The organism is Streptomyces sp. NPDC047085 (genome assembly GCF_040643735.1).
In the GTDB taxonomy this organism is placed as follows: Bacteria; Actinomycetota; Actinomycetes; order Streptomycetales; family Streptomycetaceae; genus Streptomyces.
The window spans coordinates 196,294-222,722 of sequence record NZ_JBEYUW010000015.1; the positions used below are offsets into that span (position 1 = coordinate 196,294).

Genomic DNA, 26,429 nt, shown 5'->3' on the forward strand with positions numbered 1-26,429 from the left:
CACCGCCTACCGCCCTCCACCCCCACACCCACACCCACACCCAGCACCCCTCCCCCGAGCCCGGCGGGCCAGCCTCCGCCACGCCCGGCGCCCCTCCGTCATGCCCGGCGGGCCACGCCGTGCCACGCCCGCCGGCCCACCACACCCACAAGCCCCCCCGCAGACCACCCGCCCCCTCCTCCGCGCCCGACGAGCCATCCCCTCTTCCCCACACCGGGCAGCCCCTCCGCCACGCCCGACGGCCCACCACGGCCACCACCCCCCCACCCGTCCCGTTTGCCCAGGTCAGAGCGATTGTCAGTGGCGGGGTGCAGGATGGACGCATGGTCAGCTCCGCACACCGAGCCCTCGACGGCTTCTCCCCCGCGACCTGCGGCTGGTTCACGGGGGCGTTCTCCGCGCCCACCGCGGCCCAGGCGGGCGCGTGGCAGGCCATCCAGCAGGGCTCGGACGTGCTGGTGGTCGCCCCGACCGGCTCGGGCAAGACGTTGGCCGCGTTCCTCGCCGCCCTGGACCAGCTGGCCTCGACCCCTCCTCCGGCCGACCCGAGGAAGCGCTGCCGGGTGCTGTACGTGTCCCCGCTGAAGGCCCTCGCGGTCGACGTGGAGCGGAACCTGCGCAGCCCGCTGACCGGTATCCGCCAGGAGTCCGTGCGTCTGGGCCTGCCCGAGCCCGAGGTCAAGGTCGGCATCCGGTCCGGCGACACCCCGGCCGCCGAGCGGCGCGCCCTGTCCACGCGACCGCCGGACATCCTGATCACCACCCCGGAGTCGCTCTTTCTGATGCTGACGTCGTCCACGCGCGACGCGCTGACGGGCGTGGAGACGGTGATCCTGGACGAGGTGCACGCGGTCGCGGGCACCAAGCGCGGCGCGCACCTCGCGCTCTCGCTGGAGCGGCTGGACGAGCTGCTGCCGAAGCCGGCCCGCCGGATCGGTCTGTCGGCGACCGTCCGCCCGGTGGACGAGGTGGCCCGGTATCTGTCGCCGCGCCGCAAGGTGGAGATCGTCCAGCCGGAGTCCGGCAAGGAGTTCGACCTGTCGGTGGTGGTCCCGGTCGAGGACATGGGCGAGCTGGGCGGCTCCCCGGCCGCCGACGGCAATGAAGGGGCGGAGCGGCCGTCGATCTGGCCCCACGTGGAGGAGCGGATCGCCGACCTGGTCCAGGCCCACCGTTCGACGATCGTGTTCGCCAACTCGCGGCGCCTGGCGGAGCGGCTGTGCAACCGGCTCAACGAGATCGCCTACGAGCGGGCGACCGGCGAGACGCTGGACGAGCACCACGCCCCGGCCGAGCTGATGGGCGGCTCGGGCGCGGCCCAGGGCGCGCCCCCGGTGATCGCCCGCGCGCACCACGGCTCGGTCTCCAAGGAGCAGCGCGCCCTCGTGGAGGAGGACCTGAAGGCGGGCCGGCTGCCCGCCGTGGTCGCCACGTCCAGCCTGGAGCTGGGCATCGACATGGGCGCCGTCGACCTCGTCGTGCAGGTCGAGTCCCCGCCCTCGGTGGCCTCCGGGCTGCAGCGGGTGGGCCGCGCGGGGCACCAGGTGGGCGCGGTGTCCACCGGTGTGGTCTTCCCCAAGTACCGGGGCGACCTGGTGCAGTCGGCGGTGGTCACCGAGCGGATGCGTTCGGGCCGGATCGAGTCCCTGAGGGTGCCGGCGAACCCGCTGGACGTGCTCGCCCAGCAGCTCGTCGCCATGACGGCGCTGGACACCTGGCAGTACGACGACCTGCTCGCCACGGTCCGCCGCGCGGCACCCTTCGCCTCGCTCCCCGAGTCGGCGTTCACGGCCACCCTCGACATGCTCGCGGGCCGCTACCCGTCCGACGCGTTCGCCGAGCTGCGCCCGCGCGTGGTGTGGGACCGCGTGGCCGGCACGATCACCGGCCGCCCGGGCGCCCAGCGCCTGGCCGTCACCTCCGGCGGCACCATCCCGGACCGGGGCCTCTTCGGCGTCTTCCTCGCCGGTTCCGACCCCAAGAAGGGCGGCGGCCGGGTCGGCGAGCTGGACGAGGAGATGGTGTACGAGTCCCGGGTGGGCGACGTCTTCACGCTGGGCACGAGTTCCTGGCGCATCGAGGACATCACACGCGACCGGGTGCTGGTCTCCCCCGCGCCGGGCGTGCCGGGCCGGCTGCCGTTCTGGAAGGGCGACCAGCTGGGCCGCCCGCTCGAACTGGGCCGCGCGGTGGGCGCGTTCCTGCGCGAGGTCGGCTCCCAGACCAAGGAGGACGCCCGGCCGCGCCTGCTCGCCGCGGGCCTGGACGCGTGGGCCGTGGACAACGTCCTGTCGTACCTGGACGAGCAGCGCGAGGCCTGCGGTCATGTCCCGGACGACCGCACGATCGTGGTCGAGCGCTTCCGCGACGAGTTGGGCGACTGGCGGGTCGTCATCCACTCCCCCTTCGGCGCCCAGGTCCACGCCCCCTGGGCCCTCGCGCTCGGCGCCCGCCTCTCCGAGCGCTACGGCATGGACGCGCAGGTCATGCACGCCGACGACGGCATCGTGCTGCGCCTGCCCGACGCCGACCTGATGGGCCTGGACCTGCTCGACCAGGAGCCCATGAAGGCCGGCACCGAGTACGACAGCGAGCAGGCCCCGGTCGGCGCGGCGGACGTCGCCTTCGACAAGGGCGAGGTCGACCAGATCGTCACCGACCAGGTCGGCAGCTCCGCCCTGTTCGCCTCCCGGTTCCGCGAGTGCGCCGCCCGCGCGCTGCTGCTGCCGCGCCGCAACCCCGGCAAGCGCACCCCGCTGTGGCAGCAGCGTCAGCGTGCGGCCCAGTTGCTCCAGGTGGCGAGCGAGTTCGGCTCGTTCCCGGTCATCCTGGAGGCGGTCCGCGAGTGCCTCCAGGACGTCTTCGACGTTCCCGGCCTGGTCGAGCTGATGGGCGACATCGAGTCCCGCAAGGTCCGCCTGGTCGAGGTCACCACCCCGGAGCCGTCCCCCTTCGCCCGCTCCCTGCTCTTCGGATACGTCGCCCAGTTCCTGTACGAGGGCGACTCCCCGCTCGCCGAGCGCCGCGCCGCCGCGCTCTCCCTGGACTCCCGACTGCTGGCCGAGCTGCTCGGCCAGGCGGAGCTGCGCGAGCTGCTCGACGCGGAGGTGCTGACCGAGCTCGAGCGCGAGCTCCAGTGGCTGACCGAGGACCGCCGGGTCAAGGACGTCGAGGGCGTCGCCGACGTGCTCCGTCTGCTCGGCCCGCTGACCGACGCCGAGCTGGTCGAGCGCGGCGCCGAGCCGCAGTGGGCACCGGAACTGGCCGCGGCGCGGCGGGCCATCAAGGTCCGCATCGCCGGCGCGGACCACTGGGCAACCGTCGAGGACGCGGGCCGCCTGCGCGACGCGCTCGGCACGGCACTGCCGGTCGGCGTCCCCGAGGCCTTCACCGAGCCGGTCAAGGACCCCCTCGGCGACCTCCTCGCGCGCTACGCCCGCACCCACGGCCCCTTCACATCGGCCACCGCCGCGGCCCGCTTCGGCCTGGGCGTGGCGGTCACCGAGGGCGCTCTGCAACGGCTCGCCGCGAGCGGCCGAGTCGTACAGGGCGAGTTCCACCCCGCGGGCATCGGCCAGGAGTGGTGCGACGCGGCCGTGCTGCGCCGCCTGCGCCGTCGTTCCCTGGCCGCGCTGCGGCACGAACTGGAGCCGGTGCCGCCCGCCGCGCTGGCGCAGTTCCTGCCGCAGTGGCAGCACATCGGCAGGGGCCACGGCCTGCGCGGTCTGGACGGACTGGTGCGTGCCATCGAGCAGTTGCAGGGCGCGTCCGTGCCCGCGTCCGCGCTGGAGAAGCTGATCCTGCCGTCCCGGGTGGCGAACTACACGCCGTCGATGCTCGACGAACTCACCGCCGCGGGCGAGGTGGTGTGGGCCGGAGCAGGCGCGCTGCCCGGCAAGGACGGCTGGGTCTCCCTCTATCTGGCGGACGCGGCCCCGCTGCTGCTGCCGCCACCGCACCCCCTGGAGCTGACCGCGCTCCACCAGTCCGTCCTGGACGCCCTCTCCGGCGGCTACGGCCTGTTCTTCCGACAGATCGCCGACCAGGTCCGCGCCACCACCCACCCCGACACCACCGATCCCCAACTGGCCGACGCCCTGTGGGACCTGGCCTGGTCCGGGCGGCTCACCAACGACACCCTCGCCCCGATGCGCTCCCTCCTGGGCTCCGGCCGTACGGCGGGCTCGACGGCGCACCGCGCCAAGCGCACCGTCCCGCGCGGGCGCTACGGCTCCCTGACCGCCGCGGCGCGGACCGCCTCCCGTACCGGCCCGCCGACCGTCGCGGGCCGCTGGTCCCTGCTCCCCGGCCCCGAACCGGACGCCACCGTGCGCGCCCACGCACGGGCCCGCACGCTCCTCGACCGGCACGGGGTGGTGACCCGGGGAGCGGTCGCCGCGGAGGGCGTCGAGGGCGGCTTCTCGGCGGTGTACCGCGTGCTGTCCGCCTTCGAGGAGAGCGGCCAGGCGAGGCGCGGTTACGTGGTCGAGGGGCTGGGCGCCGCTCAGTTCGCGATGGACGGCGCGGTCGACCGGCTCCGCGCGGTGTCCAACGCGCGCGAACGCGGCGAGGCCCTGCCCGCCCCGGGCCCGGCGAACGGCTTGGGCGGCGGTGACGGAAACCCGTTCCTCCTCGGCGGCGGCCACACCGCCCCGAGCCCGTTCGACCAGGGCGACGGCGGGCTGGCCCACCCGGGCCTCGACGGCGGCTTCACCTGGCCCCCTGGGGACCGCCCCGCCACTCCCAGTGGCTTCACGTGGCCCCCGGAGGACGATCCCGTCACTCCCGGCGGCCCCACCTGGCCACCGGCGACCCCCGCCGCCCCCGGCGACTTCGGCCGGCCCCCGAGGCAACATCCAACCGCTCCGGGCGACTACGTGTCCCCCCGCGACCTCGCCCCCGCCGACCCCTTCGCCTCCCCCGGCTACGGCGGCCCCCGAGGAGGCGGCTCCGCCTCCCCGTACGGGTCGCAGCCGAACGGCCGCTTCGGCGACCGCCGCACCCGCGCCTCGGCCCCCGACCCGCGTGCGGTGGTCCTGGCCGCGGCCGACCCCGCCAACGCCTACGGCGCGGCCCTGTCCTGGCCCGAGCCGCCGACCGGGGCCGGACACAAGCCGGGCCGCAAGGCGGGCTCGCTCGTCGTCCTGGTCGAGGGCGAACTGACGCTGTACATGGAGCGCGGCGGCAAGACCCTGCTGGCCTGGACCGCCGCACCGGACACCGCAGCCGAGGACGATCCGCGCCTGCGCATGGCCGCGCAAGCCCTGGCCGCGGCCGCCCGTGCGGGCTCCCTCGGCACGGTCACGGTCGAGCGGATCAACGGCGCTCAGGCCCTGACCTCCCCCATGGGCGCCCTCCTGGAAGGAGCCGGCTTCATAGCGACCCCGCGCGGCCTGCGCCTGCGGGCCTGAGCGCACCTCGGCAGCCCACCGCCCGCCACCGGGGGCCCGCCGGACCCGGTCCCGCCATGGCACCCTGGACCCATGCCCGAAGGTGACACGGTCTGGCAGGCCGCGAAGCGGCTGCACGAGGCCCTCGCGGGCAAGGCGCTGACCCGCAGCGACTTCCGGGTGCCGAAGTACGCCACGGTCGACCTCACCGGCCGTACGGTTCTGAACACCGCACCGCGCGGCAAACACCTGCTGACCCGCTTCGAGGGCGGCCTGACCCTCCACACGCATCTGCGCATGGAGGGCGCCTGGAAGGTGTACGGCACGGGCGAGCGCTGGCGGGGCGGCCCGGCCCACCAGATCCGCGTGGTCCTCGGCACCGTCGACCGCACGGCCGTCGGTTACCGCCTCCAGGTGCTGGAGTTGTTGCGCACCGGCGAGGAGGAGCGCGTCGTCGGCCACCTCGGCCCGGACCTGCTCGGCCCGGACTGGGACCCCGAGCGCGCCCTCGCCAACCTCCTCGCGGACCCCGCCCGGCCTCTCGGTGAGGCCCTGCTCGACCAGCGCAATCTCGCCGGCATCGGCAACATCTACAAGAGCGAGCTGTGCTTCCTGCTCGGCGTGACCCCATGGCTGCCGGTCGGCGCGCTGCCCGCGGACCGCGCCGCCCAGCTGCCCGCCGTCGCCAAGAAGCTCCTGGAGGTCAACCGCGACCGCCCGGTCCGCCAGACCACGGGCCTGCACCGGCACGACCTGTTCGTCTACGGCCGAGCGCCCCGCCCCTGCCTGCGCTGCCACACCTCGGTCCGCGTGGCCGACCAGGGCGACGGGTCCCAGGAACGCCCCACCTACTGGTGCCCCACCTGCCAGGTCGGCCCCGCCCCGGCACCGGGAGCGGCACAGCAATGGCGCGAGCGCCACCCGCGCCGCCCCTCTTCGTTCCGCTGACCCACGCCATCCCCGCCCCGTTCCGCTGACCCACGCCGGCGCTCCCCATCCCACCGACCCACGCCGGCGCTCCAGCCGCCCCCACCCGACCAATTGACGATCCGTCAGATTCACTCGTACCGTCCCCCTATGCCCCTCATGGCGTACGACCTCACCGGACGCACCGCGTTCGTCACCGGAGCCGCCGGCGGCATCGGCCGGGCCTCCGCCGTTCTGCTGGCCGAGGCCGGAGCCACGGTGCACTGCGCCGACCGGGACGCGGACGGGCTGCGCGGCACCGCCGAACTGATCGAGGACGGCGGCGGCAGCGCCCGTACACACGTCCTCGACGTCACCGACCGGGCCGCTCTCGGTGCGGCCGTCCGTTCCTGCCACCGCCTGGACGCGATGGCGGCGATCGCCGGGATCATGCACAGCAGCCCCGTCCTGGAGACCCGGGACGAGGATCTCGACCGGGTGCTCGACGTCAACTTCAAGGGCGTGCTGTACGCCTGCCAGGAGGCAGCCCGGCTGATGATCGAGCACGGCACCCGGGGCAGCATCGTCACCATGGCCTCCGGCGCCGTCGACACCGGGGGCCCCGGGCTGCTGTGCTACGGCGCGGCGAAGGCGGCCGTGGTCCAGTTGACGAAGACGCTGGCCACGGAGGTCGGCCGGCACGGCATCCGGGTCAACGCGGTCGCACCGGGATGGATCCGCACCCCCATGACGGACCGTCACGACGGCGCGGCGCAGGCGCACTCCGAGTCGCTGATGGCGCGCATGTCACCGCTGGGCAGGGTCGGTGAGCCGGACGACGTCGCGCACACGGTGCTGCATCTGGCGTCGGACGCGTCGGCGTTCACGACGGGTCAGATTCTTCGCCCGAACGGGGGTGTGGCGATGCCGTGGTAGCGCCCTGCGTCCGCCAGGCCCTCGTCCACCGCCCCGTTGCCACGGCCCCTGCCGCCCGCCCCTTGGGCACGCAGTGGACCGGCAGCAGGCTCAGCCCCCAGCCTCCGACCGCCACGGCCCCTTCGAGAACGCCCGCGTCCTGCCCCAGGGTGATCCGCAGCACGGCCCACCACCAGGCCGCGCCCAAGCAGAGACCGGCCCCCCAGCGCACTGCCCGCTCCACCATGGCCGCCACCTCCAGCCGGACGCTAGGCCTGTCTTCCGGATCTTGCCGGGGTCGCGGGCCAGGAGGCTCGGTCGGCCGGAGCCGGCCTGATCCGGAAGACAGACCCTAGACCGCCGCACGACCCGCGAGAAAGGCGCACCAAGGGCTCACCGATGCAACGCCGGGCACCTCTGCCCCGGCCGGTTCCGCTACGCGTTCTCCGCCTGGAACATCCAGTGATGCTTCTCGAGGTCCGCCGTGATCCCGATGAAGATGTCCTGGGAGACGGGGTCCGGCTCGGCGGTCGCGGTCACCCGTTCACGCATACGGGTGATGACCGCGCCGAGTGCCTTCACCATCGCGCCGACCGCGTCCGCGTCCTTGATCCAGCCACCCGGGGTCGCCCCGATGCCGCTGCCGGAGGCCACGGTCGCCGCCCGTCCGTCCGGCGAGACCCCCAGCGCGGACGCCCGCTCGGCCACCGTGTCGGAGTGAGTACGGGCGGAGGCGACCACCTCGTCCAGCTGGAGGTGGATGGACCGAAATCGGGGTCCGACCACGTTCCAGTGGATCTGCTTGGCCACCAGTGAGAGGTCCACCAGGTCGACGAGCGCGCCCTGGAGCGCCTCGGACACGATCTTCAGATCGTCGTCGGGCAACGGGCTCTTCACCACGTACATGCGCTTCCTCCGGCACATCGGCGGCCATCACGTCCCTCCACCATGACCGTCCCGCCGAACACCGGCAAACGGAGCAAAAGCCGCCACCACAGACGCACTGGGACCCGCCACACCAGGCCCGCGCGCACCTGGAGCCCTGTGAAGCGCACCGGGGCACGCGAAAGCCCCGACCGCGCTCCCCCGGGAGTTCCCGGAGAAGCCCGGACGGGGCTTCACATCTGTCGGATCGCTAGACCGCGGACGCGTACGTCACGCGGCGACCACGTCCACCGCACCGGCGGGCGCCTTGATGGTCACCCGTTCCGGTGGCACACCGGTCACCGACACGGAACCCAGCACCGGACGGACCGGCGTGGGCACGGGCTCGGTGGCCGCGGCGGACTGGGCCAGTTCGGCGAGCGCCAGCTCGTCGCTCACTTCTCGCATGAGTTCCGACATCCGTACGTCCAGCGCGTCGCAGATGGCGGAGAGCAGCTCGGAGGAAGCCTCCTTCTGCCCCCGCTCCACCTCGGAGAGATAGCCGAGTGAGACTCGGGCGGACGAGGAGACTTCGCGCAGAGTACGGCCCTGGCGTTGGCGCTGCCGACGCAGCACGTCACCCAGCAGGCGACGGAGCAGAATCATCGGTGGCTCCCTCCTCGGACCGCGTAGCCGCATCCTTCTCGCCCCACCGTACCGCCTCGCGCTGCGGCCGTGCGGGGAGCGATGTCGTGTTCACTCAGGGCTGCAAACATCAAAACCCCCCGTTCCGTTCCGTATCCTGTGCCCGCTCATTCCCGGTCTGTTCGCCCGCAAGCTCCTTCAGGAGCCGTGCGAGTACGCTCCGTACACTCTCCATACGAATGTCCGCACGGTCGCCGTTCAACCGCAGGGCCTCCACTTTTCCGCCACCGGCAGAACCGGAGCCGCCCGTGAGCGGCCCGTCGACGGCCACGAACACCGTCCCGACGGGCTTTCCGTCCTGCGGGTCCGGACCGGCGACGCCGGTCGTCGCGATGCCCCAGTCGGCGCCGAGCGCCTTACGCACCCCGGCGGCCATCTGGGCGGCGACCTGCGGGTCCACCGCTCCGTGCTCGGCCAGCACAGTGGCGTCGACGCCCAGCAGCTGCTGCTTCAGCTCGGTCGCGTAGGCCGTGACCGAGCCCCGGAACACCTTGGAGGCGCCGGGCACCGCCGTGATCTCCGCGGCGACCAGGCCACCGGTGAGCGACTCGGCGGCAGCGAGCGTCTCGCCTCTCACCGTCAGTAGTCGCACCAGCTCGGTGGCCGTGGAACTCACGATTCGTTCTCCTCCAACGCCGCCGCGCGCTCGGCGATTCCCCGGCGGCGCAGCACAATGGCTTGTCTCACATAGTCGAGGCCGGTGACGACGGTGAGGACGACCGCCACGGCCATCACCCAGAACCTCAGGGTGGCCAGCCACCCCGTCAGTGGCAGGACGTACATCCCGACTGCCACGCCCTGGGTGAGCGTCTTCAGCTTGCCGCCACGGCTGGCGGGGATCACGCCGTAGCGAATGACCAGAAAACGCAGCAGCGTGATGCCGAGTTCCCGGCCGAGGATCACGGCCGTCACCCACCACGGCAGATCGCCGAGGGCGGAGAGACAGATGAGCGCCGCCCCCATGATCGCCTTGTCGGCGATGGGGTCGGCGATCTTCCCGAAGTCGGTGACCAGGTTGTAGGTGCGCGCCAGATGACCGTCGAACAGATCGGTGATCATGGCGATGGCGAAGGCCGCCCAGGCGAGGGAGCGCCAGGCCGGGTCGTAGCCGCCGTTCGCCAGCATCAGTGCCACGAAGCCGGGCACGAGGACCAGCCGGAGCATCGTCAGCAGGTTGGCGACGTTCCACACGCTGGCCTGGTTGACGGCAGCGGCCGCCAGCTTCCCGCCGCGCACGGGCTTCGTGTCACCCGCCGGGCCGGAGCCGGGAGCGGAGCCGGAGGCCTTGGGAGCAGAGCCGGCGGCCTTGGGAGCGGCGCCGTCGGCGGCGGCATGGCCCCGGGCGCCGTGCGCGCCGGAGGAGCCGCCCGCGGCGGATGCCGGTACTCCGGTCATCTGCCCGCCTCCTCACTACACGCGAGCGAGCCGGCCAGCGGCTCGGCCACCAGGTCGACACCTTCCGTACCGACCACCTTCGCCTCGACCATACGTCCGACGGTCAGGCCTTCGCCGCTCGTGAGCAGAACCTGGCCGTCCGTCTCCGGCGCCTGGTGCGCGCCACGGCCGTACACGCCCTCCTCCTCGTCCACGGATTCCACGAGGACGTGCACGGTCTCGCCGACGCGCTCCTCGGCGCGCTGCGATACGAGCTCCTCGGCGAGCCGGGAGATGTGGGCGAGGCGCTCGGCGACGACGTCCTCGTCGAGCTTGCCGTCGTAGGTCGCCGCCTCCGTGCCCTCCTCGTCGGAGTAGCCGAAGACACCGATGGCGTCCAGGCGGGCGCCGTTCAGGAAGCGCTCCAGTTCGGCCAGGTCGGACTCGCTCTCGCCGGGGAAGCCGACGATGAAGTTGGAGCGCACGCCGGCCTGGGGGGCCTTGGTGCGGATGGTGTCCAGCAGCTCCAGGAAGCGGTCGGTGTCGCCGAAGCGGCGCATGGCGCGCAGCACGTCGGGCGCGGAGTGCTGGAAGGACAGGTCGAAGTACGGGGCGATCTTCGGGGTGGAGGTCAGCACGTCGATCAGGCCCGGGCGCATCTCGGCCGGCTGGAGGTAGCTGACGCGCACCCGCTCGATGCCGTCGACCTCGGCCAGCTCGGGCAGCAGGGACTCCAGCAGGCGGATGTCGCCGAGGTCCTTGCCGTAGGAGGTGTTGTTCTCGGAGACCAGCATGATCTCCTTCACGCCCTGTTCGGCCAGCCAGCGCGTCTCGTTCAGCACGTCGCTGGGGCGGCGGGAGATGAAGGAGCCGCGGAACGACGGGATGACGCAGAAGGAGCAGCGCCGGTCGCAGCCGGACGCGAGCTTGACCGAGGCGACCGGGGCGCCGTCCAGGCGGCGGCGCAGGGGTGCGCGCGGGCCGGAGGCGGGCGCGACGCCGTCGGGGAGGTCGGCCGGGGCGTGGCCGGGCAGCGCGACGGAGGCGGCGGACTCCTGGCGCTCGGCCGGACTGATCGGCAGCAGCTTGCGCCGGTCACGGGGGGTGTGGGCGGCGTGGATGCCGCCGGACAGGATGGTCTGCAGGCGGTCGGAGATGTTCGCGTAGTCGTCGAAGCCGAGCACGCCGTCGGCCTCGGGCAGCGCCTCGGCCAGCTCCTTGCCGTACCGCTCGGCCATGCAGCCCACCGCCACGACGGCCTGGGTTCTGCCATGGTCCTTGAGGTCGTTGGCCTCCAGGAGGGCGTCGACGGAGTCCTTCTTGGCGGCTTCGACGAAACCACAGGTGTTGACCACGGCGACATCGGCGTCCGCGGCGTCCTCGACGAGCTGCCAGCCGTCCGCCTCCAAACGGCCTGCGAGCTCCTCCGAGTCCACCTCGTTACGGGCGCAGCCGAGAGTGACGAGTGCGACGGTACGGCGTTCAGGCATGGGCTCAAGACTACTTTGTCTGTCTGACACCCCACGTCGACGGGGTTGGCCGATCTTGGCCAACCCCGTCACATCCGCTCGTCGAAGGCCCCTTTACCCGACCTCGGGGTCACCCTTCGTGTACGTGAGGCGCTCGACGGCGCCCGGCCGGAAGTCGTCCTCGATCTTCTTGCCGTTGACGTAGAGCTGGATCGCACCGGCGTCGCCCAGGATCAGGTTGATCTTGGAGCTGTCCTGGAAGGTCTTGGACTCGCCCTTCTTCAGCAGCCCGTCGAAGAGCATCCGGCCGTTGTGGTCCTTGGCGGAGATCCAGCTGCGCCCGTTGGCCGCGCTCACCTGGACGGTCACCTTGTCCTGCGGCGCGGCCGCGATGGCGCTGTCGGACGGGTCGGAGGACTTCGGCGGGGCGGGCTTGTCCTTCTTGGGCGTGGGCGAGGCGGACTTGCTGGCGGCGGGTGTGGCGCCGCCACCGGCGACCTGCGACTTGCCGTCGCTCCCGCTGTCGCCGCCCTTGACCGCGGTGAACCCGACGAAGCCGATCACCGCGACGATCGCGGCGACCATCGCCGCGGTCCAGTTGGGCCCGCGCCGCTCGGGACGGATCCGCTCGGCCTCGAACAGAGGTGCCGCGGGGGTGGGAGCGGGGCGCCCGCCGTGCGCGGCGTCGTACTGCGCGATCAGCGGTTCGGGATCGAGATGGACGGCCCTGGCCAGCGTGCGGAGGTGCCCGCGGGCGTACACGTCGCCGCCACAGGGGGCGAAGTCGTCCGCCTCGATGGCGTGCACGATGGCGATACGGACGCGAGTGGCACTGCTGACGTCGTCGACGGTGAGCCCGGCCGCGATGCGCGCCTGCTGCAGTGCGCGGCCCACGGAGGGACGGACTTCGTCGGACTCGTCTTGGAACGGACGCTCGTCTTCAGGGGAGTTGCCGATGGACACGGGGGCGCCTTTCGAGCGTTTAAGCCACCTGTGCTGGAGGTTCAGTCTAGGGGGGGTACGAAAGGGTGGGGCAACCGGGCAGTGGGATTTGTACGCCATCGGATCGGCCGGTCAGCCCGACGGCGGAACGGGCACGAAGCCCAGCTTGGGCTCCGTGTCTGTCCTCTCGCTCAACTTGACGTACGTCAAAGGGAAACGGTTGCTCGCCGGCTTCTAACGGGTGGATCACGAGTTCGGACGGGCAGGTCACGACGATGCGGCCACCCGGCGTAATCCGACACGCCGGGCGGCCCGTCGCCCTATCCCTCAGACTCCCCGCGAATCAGCGCGAGCACGCCGTCCAGCTCGTCAGGCTTCACAAGAACATCACGAGCCTTCGAACCCTCGCTCGGTCCGACGATGTTCCGGGACTCCATGAGGTCCATGAGCCGCCCGGCCTTGGCGAACCCGACGCGCAGTTTGCGCTGGAGCATGGACGTGGACCCGAACTGGGTGGAGACCACCAGCTCCGCGGCCTGGCACAGCAGGTCGAGGTCGTCGCCGATGTCCTCGTCGATCTCCTTCTTCTGCTTGGTGCCCACGACGACGTCGTCCCGGAAGACCGGCGCCATCTGGTCCTTGCAGTGCTGCACGACGGCCGCGACCTCGGCCTCGGTGACGAACGCGCCCTGCATACGGGTCGGTTTGTTCGCGCCCATCGGCAGGAACAGGCCGTCGCCCTTGCCGATGAGCTTCTCGGCGCCGGGCTGGTCGAGGATGACCCGGGAGTCGGCGAGCGAGGAGGTGGCGAAGGCCAGCCGGGAGGGCACGTTGGCCTTGATGAGGCCGGTGACCACGTCGACCGACGGCCGTTGCGTGGCCAGCACCAGATGGATGCCGGCCGCGCGCGCGAGCTGCGTGATGCGCACGATCGCGTCCTCGACGTCGCGCGGGGCGACCATCATCAGGTCGGCCAGCTCGTCCACGATCACCAGCAGGTACGGGTACGGGTGCAGCTCGCGCTCGCTGCCCTCGGGCAGCTTCACCTTGCCGTCGCGGATGGCCTGGTTGAAGTCGTCGATGTGCCGGAAGCCGAACGCGGCCAGGTCGTCGTAGCGCAGGTCCATCTCGCGCACGACCCACTGCAGCGCCTCGGCGGCCCGCTTGGGGTTGGTGATGATCGGCGTGATGAGGTGCGGGATGCCCTCGTAGGCGGTCAGCTCGACGCGCTTGGGGTCGACCAGGATCATCCGGACGTCCTCCGGGGTCGCCCGCATCATCACCGAGGTGATCAGGCAGTTGATGCAGGACGACTTGCCGGAGCCGGTCGCGCCGGCGACCAGCATGTGCGGCATCTTCGCCAGCGAGTGCATCACGTACCCGCCCTCGACGTCCTTGCCGAAGGCGACCAGCATCGGGTCGTCGTCCTCGGCGGACTCCGCGAGGCGCAGCACGTCGCCGAGGTTGACCATCTCCCGGTCGGTGTTGGGGATCTCGATGCCGACCGCCGACTTGCCGGGGATCGGGCTGATGATGCGCACGTCCGGGCTGGCGACGGCGTACGCGATGTTCTTGGTGAGCGCGGTGATCCGCTCGACCTTCACGGCGGGGCCGAGCTGGACCTCGTAGCGGGTGACGGTCGGGCCGCGGGTGAAGCCCGTGACGTCGGCGTCCACCTTGAACTCGGAGAAGACGGTGCGCAGGGAGTCGACGATCGCGTCGTTCGCCGCGCTGCGCGCCTTTCCGGGGCCTCCGCGCGTGAGGAGGTCCAGCGTCGGCAGGGAGTAGGTGATGTCCCCGGAGAGCTGGAGCTGTTCCGCGCGCGCGGGCAGGTCGCGGGGCGCGTCGGGGGCGGCCTTCGTGAGGTCGGGGACGCTGAGCTTCTCTTGCTTGGGGCGGGAGGTGGGGGCGGGCACCGGCGAGGGCGTGGGTACGGGGGTGGTCTCCTCGCGCTCGCCCACGCTCACGCCCTGGGTGAGGTCGGCGACGAGCGGGGACGGCGGCATGCCGTGCAGGACGGCACCGTCGAGCGCGGCCGCGGCTGCCGCGGCGACGTCCACGGCGTCCATCCGCCGCTGCGGATCGGGCTGCGGCACCGCGGAGCGCCTGGGGCGGCCGCGGCGCTGCGAGAGGGCCTCTTCCTCGGCGCCGTCGGGGTCGTACGCCCGGGGGGCGCTCCGGCGCCCGCGGGGGCGCGCGGGCAGCGCCTCGCGCCACTGCTCGTCGTACCGCTCGTCGTCCTCGGAGAACTCGTCCTCCACGGGGTCGTGCAGCACGCCCAGGCGCACGCCGAGCCCGCGCAGGCGCTGCGGGATGGCGTTGACCGGGGTGGCGGTCACCACGAGCAGGCCGAAGATCGTCAGCAGCACCAGCAGCGGTACGGCGAGCACCTCGGTCATCGTGGACGACAGCGGGGTCGCCGCCGCCCAGCCGATGAGGCCCCCGGCGTCCCTTATGGCCTGCATGCCGTCGCTGCGGGCGGGCGAGCCGCAGGCGATGTGCACCTGGCCGAGCACGCCGATCACGAGCGCGGACAGACCGATCACGATCCGGCCGTTGGCGTCCGGCTTCTCCGGGTGCCGGATGAACCGTACGGCGATCACGGCCAGCAGGATCGGCACCAGCAGGTCGAGCCGGCCGAAGGCGCCGGTGACCAGGATCTCCACCAGGTCGCCGACGGGACCACGCAGATCGGCCCAGGTGCCGGCGGCGACGATCAGCGCGATGCCGAACAGCAGCAGCGCCACACCGTCCTTGCGGTGGGCCGGGTCGAGGTTCTTCGCGCCCTGCCCTATGCCTCGGAAGACGGCGCCGACCGCGTGCGCGACGCCCAGCCAGAGGGCGCGCACGAGCCGGTACACGCCCCCGGTGGGGTTCGGGGCCGGCTTGGGCGGCGCGGCCTTCTTCGCCGGAGCCTTCTTGGCGGGCGCCTTCTTGGCCGGGGCCTTCTTCGCGGCGGCCTTCTTCGCCGCAGCCTTCGCGGGAGCGGCCGCCTTCTTGGCGGGCGGCTTCTTGGCTGCGGAGGGACGTGAGGCCATGGGTGTGAGGTTACCGGGGGAGACGACAGCGGACACGTGTGCCCAGTGCTTCACCCGTTCGTGTCGCCCTTGCCGTGACGCGGAACTGACGCCCGCTCATGGGCAACCTCGCTGCCCCGATACGTCAGTTCTGCGTCGGCACCGTGGGTCCGCTGCCGTTCGTCCCCGGCTCCAGGGCGTCGAGCGCGCGGCGCAACCCGGTGAGCTTGCGCTCGAGATGGGCGGCCGTGGCCACCGCGGCCGCGTCCGCGGACTCGTCGTCCAGCTGCTTGGACAGCGCCTCGGCCTGCTCCTCGACGGCCGCGAGCCGCGCGGAGAGTTCGGCGAGCAGTCCGGCGGACTCCTTGCCGGCGACCGCGCCCTTGCCGCCGCCCTCCAACTGGAGCCGCAGCAGCGCCGCCTGCTCGCGCAGCTGGCAGTTCTTCATGTACAGCTCGACGAACACCGAGACCTTCGCGCGCAGCACCCACGGGTCGAACGGCTTGGAGATGTAGTCGACCGCGCCCGCCGCGTAGCCCCGGAAGGTGTGGTGGGGGCCGTGGTTGATCGCGGTGAGGAAGATGATCGGGATGTCCCGGGTCCGCTCCCGCCGCTTGATGTGCGCGGCGGTCTCGAAACCGTCCATGCCCGGCATCTGGACATCCAGCAGAATGACCGCGAAATCGTCCGTGAGCAGTGCTTTGAGCGCTTCCTCCCCGGACGATGCCCGCACCAGTGTCTGATCGAGCGCAGAGAGGATGGCCTCCAGCGCCAGCAGATTCTCCGGCCGGTCATCGACCAGGAGGATCTTGGCCTTCTGCACCATGGCCCGCCCTCCTCGCCCCGGCGGTACACCGGGCGCCGCCCCAGGGGACGACTCCCTTTCGCCGCCCGTCCTTGTGCCGGTCATCGTAGCCGCACCCCGCCCGTCGCCACACCCTGTCACCGCGATGTCACTGTGCACATAGCAAAAACGGGCAGGGAGCCCGGAACGTTCCCGGAATCCCAGATTCCATCATGCCGTCGGCGCCGCCGCGCCGACGGTTCCGTATGCACACCCGACGTACCCGCAACGTTCACCGACAGTCGGATGGTTCCCTCACTCGGCACCCATCCACTGCCGCATCACCGCCAGCAGATGGTCGGGGTCGACCGGCTTCGTGACGTAGTCGGAGGCACCCGACTCGATCGCCTTCTCCCGGTCGCCCTTCATGGCCTTCGCGGTCAGCGCGATGATCGGCAGCCCGGCGAACTGCGGCATCCTGCGGATCGCCGTGGTCGTCGCGTACCCATCCATCTCCGGCATCATGATGTCCATCAGGACGACCGCGACATCGTCGTGCTGCTCCAGAACCTCGATGCCCTCGCGCCCGTTCTCGGCGTACAGCACCGACAGTCCGTGCTGCTCCAGGACGCTGGTGAGCGCGAACACATTGCGGATGTCGTCGTCGACGATCAGCACCTTCTCGCCGCCGAACCGCACCGCGCGGGCCTGCTCCGCCGCGCTCTCCTGGTGCTCGTCGGCGGCCGCCCACTGCTCGGGCCGCTGCTCGGCCGGCGGCAGGCTCCGGCGGCGGCGCCGGAACAGCGCGGCGGCCCCGTTCTGCGTCTCCCGGTACGACTTCACCTCGGCCGGCATCTCGATCTCCACGGCGGACAGCTCCGAGGACAGCCGCGCCTCGGAGGCGACCAGCTCGCCGGCCTCCAGCGGGGCCACGGACTGCTGGTAGCCCTGCGGCGGGAGTTCGCTCGGGTGCAGCGGCAGGTACAGCGTGAACGTCGAGCCGCGGCCCGGCTCGCTCTGCGCGTGGATCTCACCGCCGAGCAGCTGCGCGATCTCCCGGGAGATGGACAGACCCAGGCCGGTGCCGCCGTACTTGCGGCTGGTCGTGCCGTCCGCCTGCTTGAACGCCTCGAAGATGACCCGCATCTTGCTGGCGGCGATGCCGATGCCCGTGTCGGTCACCGAGAACGCGATCAGCTCGGCGTCCGGATCGGTCAGCGAACCGGCCTCCAGCAGCTGCTCCCTGATCTTCTGCGGCACGCCCTGACCGGCGGGCCGGATCACCAGCTCCACCGACCCGGAGTCGGTGAACTTCACCGCGTTGGACAGCAGGTTGCGCAGCACCTGCAACAGCCGCTGTTCGTCGGTGTGCAGGGTCGCGGGCAGCTCCGGGGAGACCCGTACGGACAGGTCCAGGCCCTTCTCGGCGGTCAGCGGCCGGAAGGTGGCCTCCACGTAGTCCACGAGCTGGACGAGCGCGATGCGCGTCGGGGAGACGTCCATCTTGCCCGCCTCGACCTTCGACAGGTCGAGGATGTCGTTGATCAGCTGCAGCAGGTCGGAGCCGGCGCCGTGGATGGTCTCGGCGAACTCGACCTGCTTCGGGGACAGGTTGCCCTCGGCGTTGTCGGCGAGCAACTTGGCGAGAATCAGCAGGGAGTTGAGCGGCGTCCGCAGCTCGTGCGACATGTTGGCGAGAAACTCGCTCTTGTAGCGCATCGACACCGCGAGCTGCTCGGCGCGCTCCTCCAGGACCTGCCGGGCCTCCTCGATCTCGGTGTTCTTCACCTCGATGTCCCGGTTCTGCCGGGCCAGCAGCTCGGCCTTCTCCTCCAGTTCGGCGTTGGACGACTGCAGCGCCTTCTGCCGGTTCTCCAACTCGGCCGACCGCTCCCGCAGTTGCTCGGTCAGCTCCTGCGACTGCTTCAGCAGCTGCTCGGTCTTGGTGTTGACCGAGATGGTGTTGACGCTCGTCGCGATCATCTCGGCGATCTGGTTGAGGAAGTCCTTCTGGATCTGCGTGAACGGCGTGAACGACGCCAGCTCGATCACGCCGAGCACCTTGCCCTCGAACAGCACCGGCAGCACGATCACCTGCGCGGGCGGCGCCTCGCCGAGCCCGGAGGAGATCTTCAGATAGCCGCTGGGCGCTTTCTCCACCAGGATCGTGCGCTTCTCCTGGGCGGCCGTGCCGATCAGCCCCTCACCGGGCCGGAACGACGTCGGCATGGAGCCCATCGAGTAGCCGTACGCGCCGAGCATCCGCAGCTCGTAGCGGTCCTCGGCGTCACCGGCGAGGTCCTGGCCGTCCATGAGCGGCATCGTCACGAAGAACGCGCCGTGCTGCGCGGAGACCACCGGGGTCAGCTCGCTCATGATGAGCGAGGCCACGTCCTCCAGGTCCCGGCGGCCCTGCATCAGCGCGGAGATGCGGGCGAGGTTGCCCTTGAGCCAGTCCTGCTCCTTGTTGGCGATCGTGGTGTCGCGCAGGTTGGCGATCATCTTGTTGATGTAGTCCTGCAGTTCCTGGATCTCGCCGGACGCGTCCACGTCGATCTTCAGGTTCAGGTCACCGCGGGTCACCGCGGTCGCCACGCGCGCGATGGCGCGCACCTGCCGGGTCAGGTTCCCGGCCATCTCGTTCACGGACTCGGTGAGGTCCCGCCAGGTGCCGTCGACGTCACGCACGCGTGCCTGGCCGCCGAGTTGCCCCTCGGTGCCCACCTCGCGGGCGACTCGGGTGACCTCCTCGGCGAAGCTGGACAGCTGATCAACCATCGTGTTGATCGTCGTCTTCAGCTCAAGAATCTCACCGCGGGCGTCAATGTCGATCTTCTTCGTCAAGTCACCCTTGGCGATCGCCGTGGTGACCATGGCGATGTTGCGAACCTGGCCGGTCAGGTTGGACGCCATCTGGTTCACGGACTCGGTGAGGTCCTTCCAGGTGCCGGCCACACCCGGTACGTGCGCCTGGCCGCCCAGGATGCCGTCCGTGCCCACCTCACGGGCCACCTTGGTGACCTGGTCGGCGAACGAACTCAGCGTCTTGACCATCGTGTTGATGGTGTCGGCGAGCTGCGCCACCTCGCCGCGCGCCTCGATGGTGACCTGCCGCGTCAGGTCACCGTTGGCGACGGCCGCGGACACCTGGGAGATGTTCCGCACCTGCATGGTCAGGTTGTTGGCCATCAGGTTGACGTTGTTGCTCAGGTCCTTCCAGATGCCCGTGACACCCGGCACGTGCGCCTGGCCGCCCAGGATGCCCTCGGTGCCCACCTCACGGGCCACCCGGGTCACCTGCTCGGCGAAGCTGGACAGCTGATCAACCATCGTGTTGACCGTCGTGACGAGCTCAAGGATCTCGCCCTTCGCGTCAACAGTGATCTTCTTCGACAGGTCGCCCTTGGCGACCGCGGTCGTGACCTCGGCGATGTTGCGCACCTGGATCGTCAGGTTGTTCGCCATGAAGTTCACGGACTGCGTGAGGTCCTTCCAGGTGCCGGAGACACCCTGCACCTCGGCCTGACCGCCGAGGATGCCCTCCGTACCCACCTCACGGGCCACACGCGTGACCTCCTGGGCGAACGACGACAGCTGGTCGACCATCGTGTTCAGCGTGTTCTTCAGCTCCAGGATCTCCCCGCGCGCGTCCACGGTGATCTTCTGGGAGAGGTCACCACGGGCCACGGCGGTGGCGACCTGAGCGATGTTGCGCACCTGGGCGGTGAGGTTGCCCGCCATGCCGTTCACGGAGTCGGTGAGGTCCCGCCACACACCGGCGACGCCCGGCACCTGGGCCTGACCGCCGAGCCGGCCCTCCGTACCCACGTCCCGGGCGACCCGGGTCACCTGGTCGGCGAAGGCGGACAGCTGATCAACCATCGTGTTGATCGTGTTCTTCAGCTCGAGAATCTCGCCCCGCGCGTCGACGTCGATCTTCTGCGACAGGTCACCGCGCGCCACGGCCGTCGTCACCTGGGCGATCTGCCGCACCTGGGAGGTGAGGTTGCCGGCCATGAAGTTGACGGAGTCCGTCAACTCCTTCCACGTGCCCGACACGCCGTCCACCCGGGCCTGACCGCCCAGCCGGCCCTCCGTACCCACGTCCCGGGCCATCCGCGTGACCTGGTCGGCGAAGCTCGACAGCTGGTCCACCATGGTGTTCACGGTGTTCTTCAGCTGGAGCATCTCACCGGACACGTCCACGGTGACCTTCTGCGACAGGTCACCGTTGGCCACCGCGGTCGTCACCTGGGCGATGTTGCGCACCTGCCCGGTGAGGTTGCGGAATGCAGTGTTGACGGAGTCCGTCAAGTCCTTCCATGTACCGGCCGCTCCCGGCACCTGTGCCTGACCGCCCAGCTCACCCTCGACACCGATCTCCCGCGCGACCCGGGTCACCTCGGCACCGAACGCCGACAGCTGGTCCACCATGCCGTTGACGGTGTTCTTCAGCTCCAGCATCTCGCCGGCCACGTCCACGGTGACCTTCTGCGACAGGTCACCACTCGCAACGGCGGTCGTCACCGCGGCGATGTCCCGCACCTGCGTCGTCAGGTTCCGGAACACCGTGTTGACGGAGTCCGTGAGGTCCTTCCACGTCCCGGCGACGCCCGGCACGGTCGCCTGACCGCCCAGCCGGCCCTCGGCACCGACCTCGTTGGCCACGCGCGTGACCTCGTCGGCGAAGATCCGCAGCGTCTCGGTCATCTGGTTGATCGTGTCCGCGAGCTGCGCGACCTCACCCCGCGCCGGAACGGTCACCTTCTGCGACAGGTCACCGTTGGCCACCGCGGTGGTGACCTGGGCGATGCCCCGCACCTGGGCCGTCAGGTTGCCGGCCATCAGGTTCACCGAGTCGGTGAGTTCCTTCCAGGTGCCGTCGACACCCGGAACGTGTGCCTGGCCGCCGAGGATGCCGTCGGTGCCGACCTCGCGCGCGACCCGCGTCACCTCGGAGGAGAACGCGGAGAGCTGGTCGACCATCGTGTTGACGGTGTTCTTCAGCTCCAGCATCTCGCCGGCGACATGGACGGTGACCTTCCGTGACAGGTCACCCTTGGCGACCGCGGTGGTCACCAGTGCGATGTCCCGCACCTGGGCGGTCAGCCGGGACGCCATCGTGTTGACGGAGTCCGTGAGGTCCTTCCACGAGCCGGACAGGCCGCGCACCCGGGCCTGACCGCCGAGCTTGCCCTCGGTGCCGACCTCGCTGGCCACCCGGGTGACCTCGTCGGTGAACGTCGACAACTGGTCGACCAGGTTGTTGACGGTACGGCCGACCTTCAGGAACTCGCCCCGCAGCGGATGTCCGGTCCCGTCCGGTGCCTGCGTGCGCAGGTCCATGCGCGGCGAGAGATCACCCTCGGCCACCGCCGACAGGACCCGGCCGACCTCCGAGACGGGCCACACGAGGTCGTCGACGAGCGCGTTGGAGTGCTCGACAGCGGTCGCCCAGGAACCCTCGCAGGCGCCCGTCTCCAGCCGCTCCGTGAGCTTTCCCTCACGCCCCACCATGCGGCGCACCCGGGACAGCTCGCCTGTCAGGTGCATGTTCCGGTCGGCCACCTCGTTGAAGACCGCCGCGATCTCCGACATGACACCGTCGCCGGACACCGTGAGCCGCCTGCGGAAGTTCCCGTCGCGCATCGCCACGAGAGCCGCCAGCAGCCGGTTCAGGGCAGCCGTGTCCACGGTGGTGGTGCCACCGTTCCTGCCCAGGGACGGTCCGCCATTCGCGCGCGTCTTCGTGCCCCGCGTCGCTCCGCCAGACTCCACTGTGTCCCTCCCGAAGGGGTAGACCGTTACTGCCGTGCTCAGCCGCGTCGGCCCAGCGTGCCGGTTCCGTTCCGACATACCGGTTACTTCCGCGTACTCATTACTGCTCGGTATTTGTGCCAGACGAGATCCGGCCACACCAGGGGCTGCTTCCCGCCGTTCACGAAACACACGCGGCCAGGCCGGACCTTCACCAGAAGCTTGCCCAGTGTTTCACCCCCGCCGAACCAGGCCATAACAGTTCGGCAGCTTCGCACATCGTCCGCACACCCTGGGGGGTAAACACCGGCGACCGGGACCCGCTCGGACGGTGAAGGTAAGTAACCTTGCATGCGGCTGTCCAGCCGCACCGGTCCGACCGGCCCGGGCGGTGGCACCAGAACGAGCGGGCATCGGAGGGGCGGCCGCAGACCATGACCACCGGACTGATCCCGGGGGGACATCCCCCGGAGCCACGGCCGACGGGCGAACGCATGCCGCAGCAGCGGCACGAGCCGGTCGGCCGGTCAGCCCTGCACGTCGACGACAGGCCGAGGAGTTCTGTGATCACCGCGCGCGCGGCCGCCAGCTTCGAGCCCGTGGGGCGATCGGTCGCGACCGCCCGCTCCTTCGTCCGCGACACGCTCCAGGGCTGGGGCTTCGCCGACGTCGTCGACGACGCCGTGGTGCTCACCAGCGAACTGGTGACCAACGCCGTCGTGCACGCGGGCACGCACGCGGAGGTGCTGTGCCTGCGCGCCGACGACGGCGTGCGCATCGAGGTGTCGGACCGCTACCCGGAGCGGGAGGTACCCCTCCAGAGCGCCCACGCCGCCATGGGCAACCTCGACCGCGAGGGCGGCCGCGGCCTCCAGCTCTGCGCGGCCCTGGCCGCCCGGTGGGGCGTCGACTACACGCCCACCCACAAGAACGTCTGGTTCCAGCTGCACCTGCCCGAACGCGCGCTCGGCACCCGCGCCGCCGGCCCCGCCCTGCCCCCCGACCTCCTGCCGCTGGCCGACGGCCGGGTCCGCGTCGCGGTCCTCCAGATCGACCGGAAGGGCTCCATCGCCGCCTGGAACGACGACGCGGAGGAACTGTTCGGCTACGCGCCGAGCGACGTCATCGGCAAGCCGCTCACCGACCTCGCGGCCTGGCCGCACACCCCCGGCACCGCCACCGGCATCGCCGAGGCCCTGCAGCTCTCCCGCTGGGAGGGCAGCTACGGCATCCGCGGGGCCGACGGCCGGGTCGCCCAGGTGTACGCCTCCCACCTCAGGGTCCGCGACACCGGCGGCGAACCCTCCACCGTCTGCCTCCTGGTACGCGACCACGAACGCGCCGTCCTGCAGACACCCCAGCGCGTCCCCGCCGGCGACCAGAGCACCGGATCCGACGGCCAGAACGCCGACCCCTTCGAGGTGTTCATCGGCTCCCCCGCGCCGGACGACCTCGACGGCCTCCTGCAGCGCACCGTGGAGCGCGCCCGCGACATGCTCGACGGCGACTCCGCTTTCCTGCTGCTGGCCACCGACGACGAGACCGAACTGGAGGTCCGCGCCTCCACCGGCCTGCCCTCCGCCCGCCAGCGCTTCGCCCGCGTCCCCGTCGAGGCCGGCCCCGGCCGCTACGGCTCCGCGCGCATGCCGGCCGTCCACGACGACCTCACCGCCGTACCCGGCGCCGTACCGCTCCTCGCGGGCACCGGCATGCGCTCGGTCGTCACGGTCCCGCTCAAGGTCGAGGGCCGCCTCACCGGCTCCCTCGGCGTCGCGGCGGAGGCGCCCGGCCGGTACTCCAACGAGGAGGCGCTGCGCCTGCAGTTCGCCGCCGACCGCATCGCCCTGGCCGTCGAGTCGGCCCGCCTCGGCGAGCTGGAGCGGCTGCGCCGCGGCTCCCTCAGCTTCCTGGTCGAGGCCTCCGACCTGCTGGCCGGCACCCTGGACCGCGACCAGACCCTCGCCCTGATGGCCCAGATGACGGTCCCGACTCTGGCCACCTGGTGCGCGGTCTACACGATCGCCGACCAGGCCTCGGAACCGTATCTGTCGTACGTCCTGCACGAGGACGAGGAACTCATCGACGGCATCAAGTCATTGCTGTCGAAGGTCCCCCCGCCCGACCCGGTGCCGACGCCTGGCGCCCGCGTCTGGACCGCCCCCGGCGAGCTCGCCCACCAGGCCGCCCTGCGCTCCTCGATGCGCAGCCTCGGCCTGTCCGGCGGCCCCACGCACCAGGTCGCCCCGGGTATCGGCCCGACCCTGGCGACGGCCTCCGCCGTCGGCGGCGAGACGGTCGTGCTGCCGCTGGTCGCACGCAACCGCGTCATCGGCATGCTGACCCTCGGCAAGCCCACGGACGAACACTTCCGCCAGGAGATCCTGGAACTGGCCGAGGACCTGTCCCGCCGGGCCGCCCTCGCCCTGGACAACGCCCGCCTGTACTCGGAGCGCACGGCCATCAGCCAGTCCCTCCAGCGCAGCCTGCTCCCACCGGGCCTGCCGCAGATCGACGGCGTCGAGGTGGAGGTCATCTACCGCGCGGCCGGCGAGGGCAACGAGGTCGGCGGCGACTTCTACGACGTCTTCCCCATCGGCGACGGCGCGTACGGCTTCGCCATCGGCGACGTCTGCGGCACCGGCCCCAACGCGGCGGCGGTCACCGGCCTGGCCCGGCACGCCCTGCGCCTGCTGGCCCGGGAGGGCCTGAGCGCCCCGGCGGTCCTGGAGCGCCTGAACTCGGCGATCCTCGACGAGGGCGACCGCAGCCGCTTCCTGACGCTGCTCTACGGCGAGTTGCGGCCCCAGGAGGACGGCAGCGCCGAATTGAAGCTGGTCTGCGCCGGCCACCCGCTCCCGCTGCGTCTGCGCCAGGACGGCACGGTGGCCGCGTCGGCCGAGCCGCAACCCCTGCTGGGCGTGATCGAGGACCTGGAGCTGTACGAGGAGACGGTCACGCTCGACCCCGGCGACGTGTTGCTCTGCGTCACGGACGGCGTCACCGAACGCCGCGAGGGCACGCGCATGTTGGGCGACGACGGCCTCGCCGACGTCCTCACGACCTGCACGGGCCTCACCGCGGGCGCGGTCGCGGCCCGCATCATGCGCGCGGTGGAACGCTTCGCGTCCGACGCACCGTCGGACGACATGGCCATTCTGGCCATGCGGGTCCCGGGTCTTCAGCAGGACTGAGGCCCGGGCCCCGCCCCGGACTCCGGGTGCGCCCGGACCCACCCGGGCATGCGAAAAGGCCCCGCCCTATGGGCGAGGCCTTTTCCTTGAGCCCCCAAACGGAATCGAACCGTTGACCTTCTCCTTACCATGGAGACGCTCTGCCGACTGAGCTATAGGGGCTTGTCACTTTCGAGGTTTCCCTCGCGGCAACAAGAAGATCGTACCCTGAACAGGCCCGACTTCCCAAATCCGTTCGGCCTCGTTCAGAAGGCGGGCTGGAGCAGTCCCCCGAGAGCATTGCAGGCGGAGACGATGCGCTGCATCTCCCGCTTGGTCAGCGAAGCGTCCACGGGCAGCGCCAGCGTCTCGTCGGCGGCCAGCTCGGTCTCCGGCAGCGCCACACAGCGCCGGAACTCCGGCAGCCGGTGCACGGGCGTCTTCACCGGCACTCGGCAGTCAACTCCCCTGGACCGCAGAGCCCGAGCGAAGGCGTCGCGGTCCGGCCGCCCGTTGCCCGGCACCCGCACCACGTACTGCTGGTAGGTGTGCCCGTCACCGCCGTCCGGCGTCCGCACACCCTTGAGCTTGGCGTCCAGATACGCCGCCCGCTCCCTGCGCTGCGCTATCTCGTCGTACGGCGCCTCGGACTCACCCTGCTCCAGCACGAGCAGCCCGTGCCGCTGACCGACCTCGTGCAACCGCCCGACGCCGGCCCGCCGCCCGAAGCGGTGTACGACAACGACCGCCGCGGTACGGGGGGTTATGGCCGCCTCCACGGCTGCCGTGTCCAGGCAGTACGTGAGCGGATCTATGTCCGCGAACACCGGGAGCGCACCCGCCAGGGTCACGGCCTCGGAGACTTCGACGTTCCCGAAGGCCGGCACGACGACCTCGTCACCGACTCCTACGCCGGCGGCCCTGAGCATTGCAGCAGTACCCATGTGATGGATGCTGAGTGCGCAACGTGAACGTGAAGTTACGCATACCAAAAAAGGGTTGGACCCTGAACCGAAGTTCGGGATCCAACCCTTTCAAAATTTGTTCGGCGGCGTCCTACTCTCCCACAGGGTCCCCCCTGCAGTACCATCGGCGCTGTGAGGCTTAGCTTCCGGGTTCGGAATGTAACCGGGCGT

15 protein-coding genes, 1 tRNA gene and 1 rRNA gene are annotated in these 26,429 nt (G+C 71.3%); 4 read left to right on the forward strand and 13 right to left on the reverse strand.

Features of this window, described 5'->3' with window-relative positions; all coding sequences use genetic code 11:
- The first annotated feature begins 323 nt into the window (after nucleotides 1–323).
- From ABZ865_RS36525 to ABZ865_RS36535, 3 genes are all read left to right on the forward strand, one after another.
- Nucleotides 324–5,411, forward strand: a complete 5,088-nt coding sequence (locus ABZ865_RS36525; RefSeq protein WP_361240040.1) for an ATP-dependent helicase — start codon at nucleotides 324–326, stop codon at nucleotides 5,409–5,411.
- A gap of 72 nt (nucleotides 5,412–5,483) precedes the next feature.
- Entirely contained in the window at nucleotides 5,484–6,338 is an 855-nt protein-coding gene (locus ABZ865_RS36530) for a DNA-formamidopyrimidine glycosylase family protein (RefSeq protein WP_361240042.1), read from the forward strand.
- 129 nt (nucleotides 6,339–6,467) lie between these two features.
- On the forward strand, nucleotides 6,468–7,232 hold the full coding sequence (locus ABZ865_RS36535; RefSeq protein ID WP_361240044.1) for an SDR family NAD(P)-dependent oxidoreductase: 765 nt from the start codon (nucleotides 6,468–6,470) through the stop codon (nucleotides 7,230–7,232).
- Here ABZ865_RS36535 and ABZ865_RS36540 read toward each other — a convergent pair.
- The 10 genes from ABZ865_RS36540 to ABZ865_RS36585 form a co-directional block, all read right to left on the reverse strand.
- Nucleotides 7,180–7,458 (reverse strand): hypothetical protein, encoded by a 279-nt coding sequence (locus ABZ865_RS36540; protein WP_361240046.1) that lies wholly within the window; start codon nucleotides 7,456–7,458, stop codon nucleotides 7,180–7,182. The genes ABZ865_RS36535 and ABZ865_RS36540 overlap by 53 nt on opposite strands.
- A gap of 188 nt (nucleotides 7,459–7,646) precedes the next feature.
- Nucleotides 7,647–8,117, reverse strand: a complete 471-nt coding sequence (locus ABZ865_RS36545) for a DNA starvation/stationary phase protection protein (RefSeq protein WP_361240048.1) — start codon at nucleotides 8,115–8,117, stop codon at nucleotides 7,647–7,649.
- Between the two features lie 249 nt (nucleotides 8,118–8,366).
- Entirely contained in the window at nucleotides 8,367–8,741 is a 375-nt protein-coding gene (locus ABZ865_RS36550; RefSeq protein WP_351209052.1) for a helix-turn-helix transcriptional regulator, read from the reverse strand.
- A 109-nt stretch (nucleotides 8,742–8,850) separates the two neighbouring features.
- Complete coding sequence (locus tag ABZ865_RS36555) at nucleotides 8,851–9,396, reverse strand: CinA family protein (RefSeq protein ID WP_361240050.1); 546 nt, start codon at nucleotides 9,394–9,396, stop codon at nucleotides 8,851–8,853.
- Nucleotides 9,393–10,175 (reverse strand): CDP-diacylglycerol--glycerol-3-phosphate 3-phosphatidyltransferase, encoded by a 783-nt coding sequence (gene pgsA, locus ABZ865_RS36560; RefSeq protein ID WP_361240052.1) that lies wholly within the window; start codon nucleotides 10,173–10,175, stop codon nucleotides 9,393–9,395. Before pgsA ends, ABZ865_RS36555 begins: the two co-directional genes overlap by 4 nt.
- A complete protein-coding gene (gene rimO, locus ABZ865_RS36565) occupies nucleotides 10,172–11,644 on the reverse strand; it encodes a 30S ribosomal protein S12 methylthiotransferase RimO (RefSeq protein WP_361240054.1) in 1,473 nt (490 codons plus the stop codon). Before rimO ends, pgsA begins: the two co-directional genes overlap by 4 nt.
- Before the next feature lie 93 nt (nucleotides 11,645–11,737).
- Nucleotides 11,738–12,586, reverse strand: a complete 849-nt coding sequence (locus tag ABZ865_RS36570; protein WP_361240056.1) for a helix-turn-helix domain-containing protein — start codon at nucleotides 12,584–12,586, stop codon at nucleotides 11,738–11,740.
- Between the two features lie 299 nt (nucleotides 12,587–12,885).
- Nucleotides 12,886–15,603 (reverse strand): DNA translocase FtsK, encoded by a 2,718-nt coding sequence (locus tag ABZ865_RS36575; RefSeq protein WP_361240058.1) that lies wholly within the window; start codon nucleotides 15,601–15,603, stop codon nucleotides 12,886–12,888.
- A gap of 124 nt (nucleotides 15,604–15,727) precedes the next feature.
- Nucleotides 15,728–16,408, reverse strand: a complete 681-nt coding sequence (locus ABZ865_RS36580) for a response regulator (RefSeq protein WP_361240060.1) — start codon at nucleotides 16,406–16,408, stop codon at nucleotides 15,728–15,730.
- Nucleotides 16,409–16,681: 273 nt separating this feature from the next.
- Nucleotides 16,682–22,144, reverse strand: a complete 5,463-nt coding sequence (locus ABZ865_RS36585) for a HAMP domain-containing protein (RefSeq protein WP_361240062.1) — start codon at nucleotides 22,142–22,144, stop codon at nucleotides 16,682–16,684.
- A 413-nt stretch (nucleotides 22,145–22,557) separates the two neighbouring features.
- Here ABZ865_RS36585 and ABZ865_RS36590 point away from each other — a divergent pair, with 413 nt between their 5' ends.
- Complete coding sequence (locus ABZ865_RS36590; protein ID WP_361240064.1) at nucleotides 22,558–25,314, forward strand: SpoIIE family protein phosphatase; 2,757 nt, start codon at nucleotides 22,558–22,560, stop codon at nucleotides 25,312–25,314.
- 89 nt (nucleotides 25,315–25,403) lie between these two features.
- Here the strand turns inward: ABZ865_RS36590 and ABZ865_RS36595 are convergent.
- The 3 genes from ABZ865_RS36595 to rrf form a co-directional block, all read right to left on the reverse strand.
- Nucleotides 25,404–25,476 (reverse strand) — tRNA-Thr (locus ABZ865_RS36595).
- 83 nt (nucleotides 25,477–25,559) lie between these two features.
- A complete protein-coding gene (locus ABZ865_RS36600; protein WP_361240070.1) occupies nucleotides 25,560–26,222 on the reverse strand; it encodes a DegT/DnrJ/EryC1/StrS family aminotransferase in 663 nt (220 codons plus the stop codon).
- 114 nt (nucleotides 26,223–26,336) lie between these two features.
- A 5S ribosomal RNA gene (gene rrf, locus ABZ865_RS36605) occupies nucleotides 26,337–26,429 on the reverse strand; the annotation flags it as partial.

Coding starts and splice junctions, on each gene's coding strand:
- ABZ865_RS36530 (WP_361240042.1), top strand. CDS start 5,484: ATGCCCGAAGGTGACACGGTCTGGCAGGCCGCGAAGCGGCTGCACGAG.
- ABZ865_RS36575 (WP_361240058.1), bottom strand. CDS start 15,603: ATGGCCTCACGTCCCTCCGCAGCCAAGAAGCCGCCCGCCAAGAAGGCG.
- ABZ865_RS36545 (WP_361240048.1), bottom strand. CDS start 8,117: ATGTACGTGGTGAAGAGCCCGTTGCCCGACGACGATCTGAAGATCGTG.
- rimO (WP_361240054.1), bottom strand. CDS start 11,644: ATGCCTGAACGCCGTACCGTCGCACTCGTCACTCTCGGCTGCGCCCGT.
- ABZ865_RS36580 (WP_361240060.1), bottom strand. CDS start 16,408: ATGGTGCAGAAGGCCAAGATCCTCCTGGTCGATGACCGGCCGGAGAAT.
- ABZ865_RS36600 (WP_361240070.1), bottom strand. CDS start 26,222: ATGCTCAGGGCCGCCGGCGTAGGAGTCGGTGACGAGGTCGTCGTGCCG.
- ABZ865_RS36525 (WP_361240040.1), top strand. CDS start 324: ATGGTCAGCTCCGCACACCGAGCCCTCGACGGCTTCTCCCCCGCGACC.
- ABZ865_RS36550 (WP_351209052.1), bottom strand. CDS start 8,741: ATGATTCTGCTCCGTCGCCTGCTGGGTGACGTGCTGCGTCGGCAGCGC.
- pgsA (WP_361240052.1), bottom strand. CDS start 10,175: ATGACCGGAGTACCGGCATCCGCCGCGGGCGGCTCCTCCGGCGCGCAC.
- ABZ865_RS36535 (WP_361240044.1), top strand. CDS start 6,468: ATGCCCCTCATGGCGTACGACCTCACCGGACGCACCGCGTTCGTCACC.
- ABZ865_RS36540 (WP_361240046.1), bottom strand. CDS start 7,458: ATGGTGGAGCGGGCAGTGCGCTGGGGGGCCGGTCTCTGCTTGGGCGCG.
- ABZ865_RS36590 (WP_361240064.1), top strand. CDS start 22,558: ATGACCACCGGACTGATCCCGGGGGGACATCCCCCGGAGCCACGGCCG.